General features: G+C 54.6%; 9 protein-coding genes. 7 read left to right on the top strand and 2 right to left on the bottom strand.

Going from position 1 to position 13,030, the window contains the following annotated elements:
* Positions 1 to 154: 154 nt before the first annotated feature.
* Positions 155 to 739: a fatty acid metabolism transcriptional regulator FadR gene (locus M3G15_RS02235; RefSeq protein ID WP_260069948.1), complete on the bottom strand. Its 585-nt coding sequence runs from the start codon at positions 737 to 739 to the stop codon at positions 155 to 157.
* 362 nt (positions 740 to 1,101) lie between these two features.
* On the opposite strand from M3G15_RS02235, the gene M3G15_RS02240 reads away from it, so the two are divergent.
* The 7 genes from M3G15_RS02240 to M3G15_RS02270 all read left to right on the top strand — a co-directional run bounded on the left by M3G15_RS02240 (position 1,102) and on the right by M3G15_RS02270 (position 12,095).
* Positions 1,102 to 3,288 (top strand): (Fe-S)-binding protein, encoded by a 2,187-nt coding sequence (locus tag M3G15_RS02240; RefSeq protein ID WP_260069949.1) that lies wholly within the window; start codon positions 1,102 to 1,104, stop codon positions 3,286 to 3,288.
* 28 nt (positions 3,289 to 3,316) lie between these two features.
* A complete protein-coding gene (locus tag M3G15_RS02245) occupies positions 3,317 to 5,713 on the top strand; it encodes a 3-hydroxyacyl-CoA dehydrogenase/enoyl-CoA hydratase family protein (RefSeq protein ID WP_260069950.1) in 2,397 nt (798 codons plus the stop codon).
* Positions 5,714 to 5,735: 22 nt separating this feature from the next.
* Entirely contained in the window at positions 5,736 to 6,917 is a 1,182-nt protein-coding gene (locus M3G15_RS02250; protein ID WP_009223205.1) for an acetyl-CoA C-acyltransferase, read from the top strand.
* A gap of 27 nt (positions 6,918 to 6,944) precedes the next feature.
* Entirely contained in the window at positions 6,945 to 8,729 is a 1,785-nt protein-coding gene (locus tag M3G15_RS02255; RefSeq protein ID WP_260069951.1) for an acyl-CoA dehydrogenase family protein, read from the top strand.
* A 26-nt stretch (positions 8,730 to 8,755) separates the two neighbouring features.
* A complete protein-coding gene (locus tag M3G15_RS02260) occupies positions 8,756 to 10,450 on the top strand; it encodes a long-chain-fatty-acid--CoA ligase (protein WP_260069952.1) in 1,695 nt (564 codons plus the stop codon).
* Between the two features lie 69 nt (positions 10,451 to 10,519).
* Entirely contained in the window at positions 10,520 to 10,936 is a 417-nt protein-coding gene (locus M3G15_RS02265; RefSeq protein ID WP_050769664.1) for a PaaI family thioesterase, read from the top strand.
* A gap of 82 nt (positions 10,937 to 11,018) precedes the next feature.
* Positions 11,019 to 12,095, top strand: coding sequence for a glycosyltransferase family 4 protein (locus M3G15_RS02270; protein WP_009223209.1), 1,077 nt, complete (start codon positions 11,019 to 11,021; stop codon positions 12,093 to 12,095).
* Positions 12,096 to 12,160: 65 nt separating this feature from the next.
* Here the strand turns inward: M3G15_RS02270 and M3G15_RS02275 are convergent, their stop codons facing one another.
* Positions 12,161 to 12,937, bottom strand: a complete 777-nt coding sequence (locus M3G15_RS02275; RefSeq protein WP_260069953.1) for a YheC/YheD family protein — start codon at positions 12,935 to 12,937, stop codon at positions 12,161 to 12,163.
* Between the last annotated feature and the right edge of the window lie 93 nt (positions 12,938 to 13,030).

Below are 13,030 nucleotides of genomic sequence, written 5' to 3' on the forward strand. Positions count from 1 at the left end.
AATGGCACGATTTGAGGGGGATATTCCTCAAAAACCAGCAAATAAGCGCTGTGACAAGCGTTATATGATGCAGATTCCGATTTTGCCTCTGATAAGGTCGATCACAAGCGTTAGCGCAGAGCCGATAGGTGGGGTGTTGCTCAGAAATAAGGGCTCACTTCTTCATCGCACGCAGGAAAAAGTCCACCGTGTTCTCCACTTGAGCGGATAGAGAGTACTTCATACCAGAGATCAGCCAGGAGGTCACGACCTCGTCCAAGGCTCCAAAGATCAGCTGACGGGATAGCTTGGTGTCCAGGTTGGCGCGAAACGAGCCTTCCTCGATCCCTCTCTTCAAGATATGCTCGATGAGCGTGATGTAGGGCTTCACCGCAAGGCCGATTGCCTTGCGCAGTTCGAGGGAGCTTTGCCGCAGCTCGATTTGCGTCACGTACGCAAAATTTACGTTCTGCTCCAGATGGGTGAAGTGAATTTCGCACACTTTACGCAGCGCTTCTTCGGCTGTGCTCGTTTCACGGATGTTCTGATGGAACAGATCAACAAGCTTGCCCAGCCGATCCTGGAAGAGGGAGATCAGGATATCCTCTTTATTTTTGAAATATAAATAAATTGTGCCGTCTGCGACTCCAGCCTCTTTGGCGATTTTTGAGACCTGGGAGCCGTGGAACCCGTTCTCCGCAATGACTTTTTCCGCTGCATCCAAGATCATTTCAAATTTTTCCTGTTTCCTACTTGTCATCGAGCCACCTCAATGCTAAAATTTAAAACAACTGAATGAACCGTCATTCATTTTCTTAATCTTAGGGGAAGAACTCACCGATTGTCAAGGGACGTTCCTTAAGATTTTCATTTAACTCCATGTTGTAAACGTTTACCCTGTTGACTTGTACGAGGGCCAACCTCAATCGTGCTAGGAACTCATCACTCATTAACACTTTGATCCCAGTAATTCAGCTTTATCTCCATTTCGGCTATGACTGTTGTGAAATCAATGAACCCCTTAGTCCTGCCAGAACCAGCATTCCCGCACACATTGACACACTTTATCGATCAGCGATCTCTTTCCACAAAAAGAATTGTTCGAAGGAGGGACGCATATTCATGGTTACGTTTTGGCTTACGCTAAACGCTTTGCTGTTTGCCGCCGTTACGGGATATGCCATATTCGTGTTCTATCAGGCTGTAGTCCGTCGTTACCTGTATCTGCGGCTTGGCCGGCCGTTCGACTTCCGTGCTAGGCACGGGGGAGCCCAAGGCGAATTCTGGTCGCAAGTGCTCGGGCAGAAGAAGCTGATGAAGGATCGCAAAAGCGGGTTGATGCACGTTGTTGTGTTTTACGGGTTTATCGTGTTGCAGTTTGGGGCGATTGATCTGATCGTCAAAGGGCTGTCGCGCGGCGGTCATCTGCCGTTGCCTGCATACGAGCTGTTCGGCTGGTTCCAAGAGTTTACCGCGCTCGCGATTCTCATCGCGATGGGGTACGCCGCATACCGCCGTTATATCGAGAAGCTGCCGCGATTAAAAAAGGGTTGGAAACCTGGCATCGTTGTGATTTTCATCTATGCCTTGATGGTTTCCGTGCTCTTGTCGTTAGGCTTCGAACGTGTATGGATGGGGCTGGAGTTTTCATGGTACGCCCCGGTCTCGTCAGCCATCGCCGCCGGATTCGCCTGGCTGCCTGCGGCCGCCGCGGAAGCTGTTTTTTACGTGTTTTGGTGGCTGCATTTATTGATCCTGCTTTCTTTTCTCGTATACATCCCTCAATCGAAGCACTTCCATCTCATCACAGCACCGATCAACATCTGGCTGCGCCGGCGGGAACCGCATGGACGGCTGCAGAGCCTGGACCTTGAAGACGAAGAAGCCGAGAGCTTCGGGGTTGGCTGCATTGAGGATTTCACGCAAAAGCAAATGCTCGACTTCTACGCCTGCGTGGAATGCGGTCGCTGCACCAGCGTCTGCCCGGCGGCAAGCACCGGCAAAACGCTGTCGCCGATGCATCTGATCACGAAGCTGCGCGATCATCTCACCGAGAAAGGCGCCGCCGTTACAGGCAAATCGCCGTGGGTGCCGGCGAATGTGTTTGGCTCTGACGGCGTCCACGCGGTGGCAGCAGGTGCGGCGCATGCGGCACCGGACTGGGGCCGCGCATCTTGCATCACCGACATCCGCCCGACGCTGGATTGGCAAAAGGCGGCTTGGCAACCGGCTGCCCAAGGTAAAGCGGCAACCGATCTTGAACTAATCGGCGACGTCATGACCGAAGAAGAAATTTGGGCCTGCACGACTTGCCGGAATTGCGAGGATCAATGTCCGGTGGGGAACGAGCACGTCGATAAAATTGTGGACCTGCGCCGTCATCTTGTCCTGATGCAGGGCAGCGTTCCTGCGGAAGGCCAACGGGCGATGCAGAACATCGAGCGGCAAGGCAATCCCTGGGGGATCAGCCGCAACGACCGCGCAGCCTGGACCGGCGAGCTGGAGGGTATTCCTGTGCCGACGGTGAAGGATAATCCGTCCTTTGAGTATTTGTATTTCGTTGGCTCGATGGGCTCTTATGATCTGCGCAGCCGCAAAGTCACGCGGGCGTTTGTCCGGCTGTTACACGAAGCGGGCGTTAACTTCGCGATCCTTGGCAACGAGGAGCGCAATTCCGGGGATACGCCGCGCCGGATGGGCAATGAGTTCTTGTTCCAACAGCTATGCCATGAAAACATTGCAACGTTCCAACGGTATGGGGTGCGCAAAATCGTTACCGCTTGCCCGCATACATTTAATACGTTGAAAAACGAATATCCCGAATTCGGTCTGGAGGGGGTGGAAGTGCAGCACCATACACAGCTACTGGAGCAGCTGATCCGTGAGGGACGTTTGAAGCCGACCCACCAGGTCAACGAACGGGTTACCTATCACGATTCTTGTTATCTTGGGCGGTATAACGGTGTCTATGATGCGCCGCGCGAGGTCCTGCGGGCCGTGCCCGGCGTGGAGCTGGTTGAGATGGCCCGCTCCCGGGAGAACGGGATGTGCTGTGGCGCCGGCGGCGGGCTGATGTGGATGGAGGAAACCGCCGGCAAACGGATCAACTTGGCCCGCACCGAGCAAGCGTTGGAGGTACATCCGAGCATGATCAGCAGCGCCTGCCCGTATTGCCTGACGATGCTGGAAGACGGCACCAAGCTTAAGGAAGTGGAAGGCCAGGTAAAGGCGCGGGACATTGCCGAAATTTTGGCGTTGTCCGTGTTCGGCGAGCAGGCGGCGGATCCGGTCCCCGCATTATCTCAATGAATTTTTAAGGTCATAGGAGGTAGATCAAATGAACAAACCGATCCGAAAAGCAGCCGTTATCGGCTCTGGTATCATGGGCTCCGGCATCGCTGCCCAACTGGCGAATGCGGGCATCTCCTGCCTGCTGCTCGACATCGTCCCGCAACGGTTAAGCGACGCGGAGATGGCCGCTGGGCTGACGCTCGACCATCCGTTCGTGCGCAATCGCTTAGCGACGTCGGCGATCGCCGGTCTGTCCAAGACGAAACCCGCGCCGTTATATGACAACGCTTTCGCGGAGCGAATCACACCCGGCAATCTGGAGGATCATTTGCACCTGATTGCTGACGTGGATTGGGTGATCGAGGTCGTCGTCGAAAACCTCGCCATCAAGCAGCAACTGCTCGCCCAGGTAGAGCGCCACTGGAAGCCGGGGACGATCGTCAGTTCCAATACGTCGGGGATCTCGATCAACGCGATGGCGGAAGGGCGGTCCGAGGAATTCGGGAGACATTTTCTCGGCACACATTTCTTTAATCCGCCGCGGTATATGAAGCTGCTGGAGATCATCCCGGGGCAAACGACCGATCCGGAGCTGGTTCAAGGCTTAAGCCGCTTCTGCGAGCAAAAGCTGGGAAAAACGGTCGTTCTGGCCAAGGATACGCCGAATTTCATCGCCAACCGAATCGGCACCTATGGCCTGCTCGTGACGCTACGCGAGATGGCGGAGAAGGGGTACACCGTCGAAGAGGTGGATGCGGTGACTGGCCCGGCGATGGGCCGACCGAAAAGCGCCACCTTCCGCACCTTGGATCTGGTCGGCCTGGACACGTTCCTGCATGTGGCCGACAACGTATATGCGAACGTATCGGATGAAGCGGAGAAGCAGGTGTTTGCCGCTCCGTCATCGCTGAAGGACATGGTATCGCGAGGCTGGCTCGGCGAGAAAAGCGGGCAGGGCTTTTACCGCAAAATCAAAGGGGAGAAGGGCAGCGAAATTCTGTCCTTAAACCTGCAGACAATGGAGTACGCACCGCAGCGCAAAGTGACGTCCGCTTCCTTGGAAGCCGCCAAGCTGGCGAAAGGGGCGGCCGCCAAAACGAAGGCGCTGCTTGGCACGCAAGACCGCTACTCCCAGCTGGCATGGGATGTACTGAAGCAGGTGCTGATTTATTCCGCCGCCAAGCTGGGTGAAATTGCGGATAACATCCGCGAAATCGACGAAGCGATGAAATGGGGCTTTAACTGGGAACTGGGGCCGTTTGAAACGTGGGATGCCATCGGCCTGGTGCGTACCGTTGAGAAGATGGAGGCGGAAGGGCTGACGGTACCGGCCTGGGTCAAGGACTGGATTGCTGAGGGAAATACCTCGTTCTACAAAAAAGACGGTGGCTCTCTATTCCAAGCCGCAGTTGGAGGATACGCGCCAGTAGCGCTGCCGCCGGAACAGATCTCGCTTCGCGACTTGAAGGCGCAGAATCGAGTGGTGCGCAGCAACAGCGGCGCCAGCCTGATCGACCTTGGCGACGGCGTAGCTTGCTTGGAGTTCCATTCACCGAACAATGCGATCGGCGCGGATATTTTGCAGATGATCTTGCAGAGCATGGATGAGGTGCGGGACAACTTCGAAGGGCTGGTCATTGCCAACCAGGGCCGCAATTTTTGCGTTGGCGCCAACCTGATGTTGCTGCTCATGGAGGCACAGGACGAGGAATGGGATGAAATCGACGACATTATTCGTCTGTTCCAGAACACGATGTACCGGCTGAAACGGTTTGAAAAGCCGGTCATTGCGGCGCCGCACCGCATGACGCTGGGCGGCGGTGTGGAGGCGTGCATGCCGGCAGATCAGGTCATCGCCGCCGCTGAAACGTATTACGGACTCGTCGAGGTGGGCGTTGGCCTGATCCCGGCGTGCGGTGGCTGCAAGGAATTGGCATTGCGAGCCAGCCAGCAGGCAATGTTGGCTGAGGCTGATTTGCAGCCATACATCAACCACTACTTCCAAACGGTTGGGACGGCTACCGTATCCAGCAGCGGTCATGACGCCAAACGGCTGGGGCTGTTGAAGTCCACCGATCGGGTGGTGTTAAATCCCGATCAGTTGATTTACGAAGCGAAGCAGGCCGTCTTGAAGCTGGCGGGAAGCGGATATGAGCCGATTCCCGAGACGAAATTCCGCGTCGTTGGCTCCGAAGGCAAAGCGGTTCTGCAGCTTGGCGCACTCGGCATGCACGAAGGCGGTTATATCAGCGATCACGATCTGCTGATCGCCAACAAGCTCGCCCATGTGCTCGCTGGAGGCGACGTGCCCGCCGGGACGCTGGTGACCGAGCAATATATGCTCGATCTGGAGCGTGAGGCGTTCCTGAGCTTATGCGGCGAACCCAAGACGCAGCAACGCATGCAGCACATGCTGAGCAAAGGCAAACCGCTACGGAACTAAACGAAGGGGAGGATGAGTTCAGATGAAGGAAGCTGTGATTGTATCCGCGGCCCGAACCGCAGTGGGCAGAGCCAAGAAAGGCAGTCTGGTCCAAACCCGCGCCGATGATTTAGGCAAAATCGTGCTGGAAGCCGCGATTGAGCGTGCACCCGGTCTGAGCAAAGGGGATGTTGAGGACATCATCATTGGCTGCGCCATGCCGGAGGGGGAGCAGGGGCTTAACTTTGCACGCATCATGGCGCTCTACGCCGGGTTTCCGGTGACGGTGCCTGCCATTACCATCAATCGCTTCTGTTCTTCGGGTTTGCAGGCGATTGCCTTTGCGGCGGAGCGGATCATGCTGGGTCAGGCCGATGTGTTGATCGCCGGCGGCGTGGAAAGCATGAGCCATGTGCCAATGACCGGGTTCAAGGTGTCGCCGAACCCGCGGATCGTCGCTGAAATGCCGGAGGTCTACATCGCGATGGGCCATACGGCGGAACGCGTTGCCGAACGTTTTGGCATCTCCCGGGAAGATCAGGACCGGTTCGCTTTGGCATCGCATCAGAAAGCCGCTCAAGCCATCGCCGAAGGCAAGTTCAAGGAGGAGATCGTCCCGTTTGAGGCGGAGCTGCGCAGCTTGGATGAGCGCGGGAAGGTCAAAGTGAAGCGCTTTGTGTTTGACACTGACGAAAGTGTCCGCAGCGATACGACCCTTGAAGCTTTAGCGAAGCTGAAACCCAGCTTTAAGCAAGGGGGAACCGTGACGGCAGGGAACTCCTCGCCGATGAACGATGGGGCGGCAGCGGTCGTCGTCATGAGCCGGGAGAAGGCCGATGCGTTAGGGCTTCAACCGCTGGCAACGTTCCGCGCGTTTGCGGTGGCCGGCGTGGAGCCGGAGTTGATGGGCGTAGGTCCGGTCAAGGCGATTCCGAAGGCGCTGGCGGCTGCAGGGATCACGCTGGACGATGTGGATCTGTTTGAGATCAACGAAGCATTCGCCTCTCAATGCATACACGTGATTCGCGAGTTGGGTCTGGATGAGAACAAAGTGAACGTCAATGGCGGCGCGATTGCCCTCGGACATCCGCTGGGCTGCACCGGGACGAAGCTGTCGATCTCCCTGATTCACGAACTGCACCGACGGGGCGGCAGGTACGGTGTCGTGTCGATGTGTATTGGCGGCGGTATGGGCGCGGCCGGCGTTTTTGAAGTTCACCCTTGAATCCATTTGAATGAAGGAGAGGATCGCATGAGCAACGAAACGAAGGAAAAAATCGTAGGCGGAAGCTTTGTCATTACCGATGTAGATTACCGTCAGGTTGTGACCCCGGAGGATTTCAGCGAGGAGCATCGCATGATCGGCGAGACGACGGAGGAATTCGTCCGATCGGAAATCCTACCGCGGGACGAAGAGATCGAGCATTTGAACTATGAGCTGACCGCCGATTTGCTGCGCAAAGCGGGCGAAGTAGGGCTGCTCGGCGCTGACGTGCCGGAGGCTTACGGCGGCATGGGGCTAGACAAAGTCAGCACAACGTTAATCAGCGAAAAGCTGACGAAAGCTTCCTCATTTGCCCTCTCAGCCGGAGCTCATGTCGGCATCGGGACGCTGCCCATCGTGTTTTTCGGAACCGATGCCCAGAAGCGCAAATACTTGCCGAAGCTGGCGACAGGGGAACTACTCGCGGCGTATTGCTTGACCGAACCTTCCTCGGGCTCCGATGCGCTGGGGGCCAAGACGACCGCGGTGTTGTCGGAGGATGGGACGCATTATGTGTTAAACGGGACGAAACAATTTATTACGAACGCCGGCTTTGCGGATATTTTCATTGTGTACGCCAAGGTGAACGGCACCGATTTCAGCACGTTTATCGTTGAACGGAGCATGGAAGGGGTGAGCATCGGACCGGAGGAGAAGAAGATGGGCATCAAAGGCTCCTCCACCTGCCCTCTGATCCTTGAAGACGTGAAAGTGCCGGTCGAAAATCTGCTGTGGGAAGTGGGCAAAGGCCACTTGATCGCCTTCAACATCCTGAATATCGGACGCTTCAAATTGGCGGCAGGATGTCTTGGTTCCTCCAAGGATGCAATCGAATATGCGGCAAAATACGCCAATGAACGTACCCAATTCGGGCAAAAGATCTCGTCCTTCCCGCTCATCGGCAAAAAGCTGGCGGAGATGAATACGCGTACGTTCGTGCTGGAAAGTATGGTCTATCGTACAGCCGGCCTGTTTGACGTCGGATTAGCCGATGTCGATTACAGCAGCGCGGATGTGGGCTACCAATCGGCGAAGCAAATCGCCGAATACCAACTGGAATGCTCCATCAACAAAGTGTTTGGCTCGGAGGTGCTGGATTTCGTTGCGGACGAAGGCGTGCAAATCCATGGCGGCTACGGGTTTACACAGGAATATCGAATTGAGCGGATTTATCGCGACTCGCGGATCAACCGGATTTTTGAAGGCACCAATGAAATTAATCGTCTCCTGATTCCCGGCGCGCTGGTTAAACGGGCGATGAAGGGCGAACTCCCCCTGCTGCAGGCGGCGCAAAAGCTGCAAGCGGAGCTGATGGAGCCGATCCCAAGCCGCACTTTCGAAGGCACGTTGGAGGAGGAGGCCTACCTGCTGTCCATGGCCAAGAAGATTTTCCTGATGGTGGGTGCCCAAGCGGTGCAAAAATATCAGCTCAAGCTGGAGCGGGAGCAGGAAGTGCTCAGTCATTTGGCGGATATGATGATCGCCATCTATGCCATGGAAAGCGCGTTGCTCCGCACGAAGAAGCGCATTGCGCAAGCTGGTGAAGACAAGGCAGCACTCTATATCGCTATGACGAAGGTGTTCATTCAAGAGGAATTTGGCAAGATCGAAGCTTTGGCGAAGGAAACGCTAAGTTATATGGAGACAGGGGATATGCTGCGTACGCAACTCTCCATCCTGAAAAAATTGACAAAGCGGTCAGCCCTGAATACGCTGTCATTAAAACGGCAAATTGCCGCCGAGGTGATCCGGGCGGAGAAATACGTTTTGTAAAATTGCGAGGTTGGGAGGCAAGGCGTATGTCGAGTAAACCTTGGCTGAAGTTCTACCCTGCTGAAGTACCACCGACCTATGATTATCCGAAGCAAAATCTCGCCCACTTTTTAGAAGTTTCCGCTGCTCGTTTCCCCGAAGTGACAGCTCTGGAGTTCATGGGAAAAAAGATCAATTACCGTACTCTGCTGAAACAGTCGTACAAATTTGCGAATGCCCTGCGAAAGCTGGGCATTCGCAAGGGGGACCGTGTGGCTATTATGCTGCCGAATTGCCCGCAGGCGGTGATCGCCTATTACGGGACACTGCTCATGGGCGGAATCGCCGTCATGACGAATCCGCTTTATATGCCCAGGGAGCTGGAGCATCAGCTCACCGATGCGGGCGCACGCGTGATGGTGACGTTAGACCCGCTCGTGGAGCGGGTAAGGACAGCGACAAAGCTGCATCCGATGGAATATATCATCGCAACATCGATTAAGGACTATTTGCCTTTCCCCAAAAACATGCTGTATCCGATCAAAGCCAAAAAAGACGGCATGCTGGCTCATTTAAACTATAATGATCGCTTAATCGCCTTTCCGGCCTTTCTTGCCAGCGGCAGCTCTGAGCCCTGCCATGTGGAAGTGGATTCTGAACAGGATTTAGCGTTATTGCAATACACCGGCGGGACCACGGGCTTTGCCAAAGGGGTCATGCTGACGCATATGAATCTGGTGGCCAATACGATTCAAAACCAGCTCTGGTTTTACCGTGCTAGGCCGGCGAAGGAGAAGTATTTGGCGGCGCTCCCTTTTTTCCATGTGTTTGGCATGACGGTGCTGTTAAATCAATCGGTTTCTTTAGGTGGGACTCTGCTGCTCATGCCTCGTTTTGAAATTAATCAGGTGCTGCAGACGATCCATCTCAAGAAACCGACCGTATTTCCTGGCGCGCCAACGATGTACGTTGCGATTATTAATCACAAGGACGTAGCGGGGTACGATTTATCCTCGATTAATGTATGCGTCAGCGGTGCGGCTTCGTTGCCGCTTGAGGTCCAAACCCGGTTTGAGGAATTAACCGGCGGCAAGCTGATCGAGGGCTACGGATTGACCGAAGCGTCACCGGTCACGCATGCCAACAACATCTGGGGGATGCGGAAAACCGGATCGATCGGCATTCCGTTTCCCGATACCGATGCGATGATCGTGCAGCCGGATACGCTGGAGGAGGTACCAGTTGGTGAAATCGGCGAGCTTGCCGTGCGGGGGCCCCAGGTGATGCGGGGGTACTGGAACCGTCCGGAGGAAACGTACAAGACGCTGCGCGACGGCTGGCTGCTCACCGGTGATTTGGGGCGGATGGATGAAGACGGGTTCTTCTACATTTTGGATCGGCGCAAAGATTTGATCATTGCCGGAGGATATAACATTTATCCTCGGGAGGTCGAGGAGGTGTTGTTTGAGCATCCGGACGTGGAGGAGGCGATCGTGGCTGGTATCTTCGATCGATATCGCGGCGAGACGGTCAAAGCGTATATCGTCCTGAAAGAAGGTGCAACACCGGACGAGGAAGGCATCAAACGCTGGTGCAAGGAGAAGCTCGCTGCCTATAAAGTGCCGAAAGTTTACGAATTTCGGGATAGTCTTCCGAAAACGTTGGCCGGCAAAGTGCTGCGCCGTAGGCTCGTGGAGGAGGAAGTGGAGCGTCAGAATCCGCCTCAAGCGAAAGAGAAGTAACCGTTGATGCGCCTAACCCGATACAGGATAGGGGGGCTGAGTCAGCGGGATGAACGGAGGTTATCTAAAATGAAAGCGGATTCAGAAGAGCTGCAGCAACGTTTGGCGTTGTGGAATCAGGCGGCGATTGGCTCATTTGTAGATTATCTCGGCTGCCAAGTGGTCGAAGCGAATGAGCAGCGGGTCGTGATACGCCTTCAGATTCAGCCGCATCATTTGAACTTGATCGGCATCGTCCATGGCGGTGTCCACGCGACGATGATCGATTCGGCGATGGGACTGCTGGCGATGATCGCCAAACCGGAAGCCAGTGTGGTGACAACCAATTTGAACCTGAATTACGTCACCAAAGCCGTAAAGGGGTCGATCACCGTGACCGCCGAACTGGTTCATGTATCGCACAAATCGGTCACCACGATGGCCTATGCCCGTCTGGATCAAGGCGAAATCTGTGCATTTGGAACAGGAACGTTCCGCGTGACCTGACGGCTTGGGTGGATACCTGCGCAGGGAGTCCTCTTAACGCATATGGTGAATAAACACAAGGCATATGCGTTAGGAGGAGCCTATGAATATTTTGATGGTAGCGCCCGAGCAGATTCCGGTTCCCGGTAACGGCTCGGTAGAGATCAGCATGCTGGCCATCGCCAAGCAATTGGCTTTGAATCATCGAGTTACGCTGATCAGCAGAAAGGCCCGAAACTTGCCCAACGTAAGCCGGATGGGGAACTTAACGATCGTCCGCTTAAGCAGCGGAAGTTCCAGCAAGTATATTGCATCCGTTTTGCGTTACTTAAAAGGGAGACGTTATGACCTGATTCAGGTCGATAATCGTCCGCATTATATGGCTAAGATCAAGGCGGCGTTTCCCCATACTCCGGTCACGCTGTTCCTGCATTCGCTTACGTTTGTGAAACCCACCTCCAAAGTGAACGAAAGTCTGGGCCGAGCCGACTTGATCATTGCCAACAGCGAATCGCTTAAAGCGAATTTAGCCGCGCGTTTCCCAAGGCATGCGGGGAAACTCCGCAAGGTGCATCTAGGTGTAGACACCGCTCGGTTTAGCCCGGCAGGCGGACAAAGCGGGCGTTCCGGCACTTTTCGCGTCTTGTTCGCAGGTCGGGTGATTCCACGAAAAGGTGTTCCGGTTCTGATCCGGGCCATCAGTCGTGTACGCAAGGAATATGGGGCGGTAAGCTTGACCGTTGTTGGCGGCGGCAAACCGGGGTACTTACGGGAACTCAAGCGTTTGGCAAGGGCGAAGGGTGTGCCGGTCAAATTTACCGGTAAAATTCCACATCGTTCCATTCATCGCAAGTTCCGGCAGGCCGATCTGTTTGCGTGCCCTTCCCAGGAGCATGAAGCGTTTGGTCTGGTGAATTTGGAAGCGATGGCATCCGGACTTCCCGTCGTCGCATCCAATATCGGCGGGATTGGAGAGATCGTCAAACATGGTTCGAATGGCTACCTGGTGGATGCCTACCGCAACCCCGAAGAGCATGCGAAGTGGATTCTGAAGCTGGCTCGGGATCGGGAGCTGACCGCTAGAATGTCCAGACAAGCGCGGAAGGACGCTGTGGAGAAGTTCGGATGGAAGCAAACCGCCAAGAAGCTGATCGGGATCTACCGGCAGTTTGGTTCATAAACCCTACCCAATCAAAAACGGACGAGAGGATGCCCTATGGGCAAGCCTCCGTCCGTTTATCATTTTTATTTACGCTTGTATTTGCCATAAGCGCGGGCATATTTCATGATCGTGCGGAAGATGCTCTTGGCCTTCAGCTTACGGAAGATGAACGGATCCGGCGCGGTATTTACCTCTAGAATCCAAGGCCGAAGCTTCTGGTCAATCGCCACATCTACGCCGATTTCGCGAAGACCGGGGAAGCTCTTCTTTAAGTGATTGGCAATGTCCTCCCCAAAGTTTCCCAGCATGCTGGTATAAGACTTGAGCCGCGATCCCTTCAAATAAGGAGAGAGCAGCTTTTCTACCGACACAAGCTTCCCATCGTTGTGATAATTGGTGACGATCTTCTTCGGATGGGCCAGTCTGCCAATCATGCCGGTCGTCTTCCAAACCTTCTGCGGGGTACGCTGCACCATGACACGCAGGTCGAAGCGGCGCTGATCGTATTTGAGCAGCTCAATGCCTTGCTGAACGAGATAACGACCTTTCAGCTTATGTTTTCGAATCGAGCGATAGAGTTCATCCACCGAATTATGAGTTCTAATCTTCTTGTCAAGTTGGTATTGGTAGATCCCGTGTCTGGAGTGAGGTTTATATTCGACCCGCATGACGCCTTTTCCCCAAGTGCCGTTCACTGGTTTGACGTAGACCATCTGATATCTCATCAGCATACTATGCAAATTCTCTTTATTAAAGCGACGCGTTTCGGGGAGATAGCTCCGTAATGTTTTGCTTTGCATCAACGCTTCATTTTTTTTAAGCTTGCTTGTGATATGACGCGGGTGACGGGCAGTTTTCATGAATACTGTTCCCCTTTGAGATGTTTTTATGGTAATGTATTCCGCCTTTATGGAAAAGGGAAAGATGATCACCTACCCGCCCTGAAAATAGAC

Origin of the sequence: Paenibacillus sp. p3-SID1389, assembly GCF_025151705.1 — a bacterium.
Taxonomy (GTDB): Bacteria; Bacillota; Bacilli; order Paenibacillales; family Paenibacillaceae; genus Fontibacillus; species Fontibacillus phoenicis.

Excerpts from the sequence above, each read along its gene's own strand:
- M3G15_RS02270 (WP_009223209.1), top strand. The coding sequence starts at position 11,019 with ATGAATATTTTGATGGTAGCGCCCGAGCAGATTCCGGTTCCCGGTAAC.
- M3G15_RS02260 (WP_260069952.1), top strand. The coding sequence starts at position 8,756 with ATGTCGAGTAAACCTTGGCTGAAGTTCTACCCTGCTGAAGTACCACCG.
- M3G15_RS02265 (WP_050769664.1), top strand. The coding sequence starts at position 10,520 with ATGAAAGCGGATTCAGAAGAGCTGCAGCAACGTTTGGCGTTGTGGAAT.
- M3G15_RS02240 (WP_260069949.1), top strand. The coding sequence starts at position 1,102 with ATGGTTACGTTTTGGCTTACGCTAAACGCTTTGCTGTTTGCCGCCGTT.
- M3G15_RS02235 (WP_260069948.1), bottom strand. The coding sequence starts at position 739 with ATGACAAGTAGGAAACAGGAAAAATTTGAAATGATCTTGGATGCAGCG.
- M3G15_RS02275 (WP_260069953.1), bottom strand. The coding sequence starts at position 12,937 with ATGAAAACTGCCCGTCACCCGCGTCATATCACAAGCAAGCTTAAAAAA.
- M3G15_RS02255 (WP_260069951.1), top strand. The coding sequence starts at position 6,945 with ATGAGCAACGAAACGAAGGAAAAAATCGTAGGCGGAAGCTTTGTCATT.
- M3G15_RS02245 (WP_260069950.1), top strand. The coding sequence starts at position 3,317 with ATGAACAAACCGATCCGAAAAGCAGCCGTTATCGGCTCTGGTATCATG.
- M3G15_RS02250 (WP_009223205.1), top strand. The coding sequence starts at position 5,736 with ATGAAGGAAGCTGTGATTGTATCCGCGGCCCGAACCGCAGTGGGCAGA.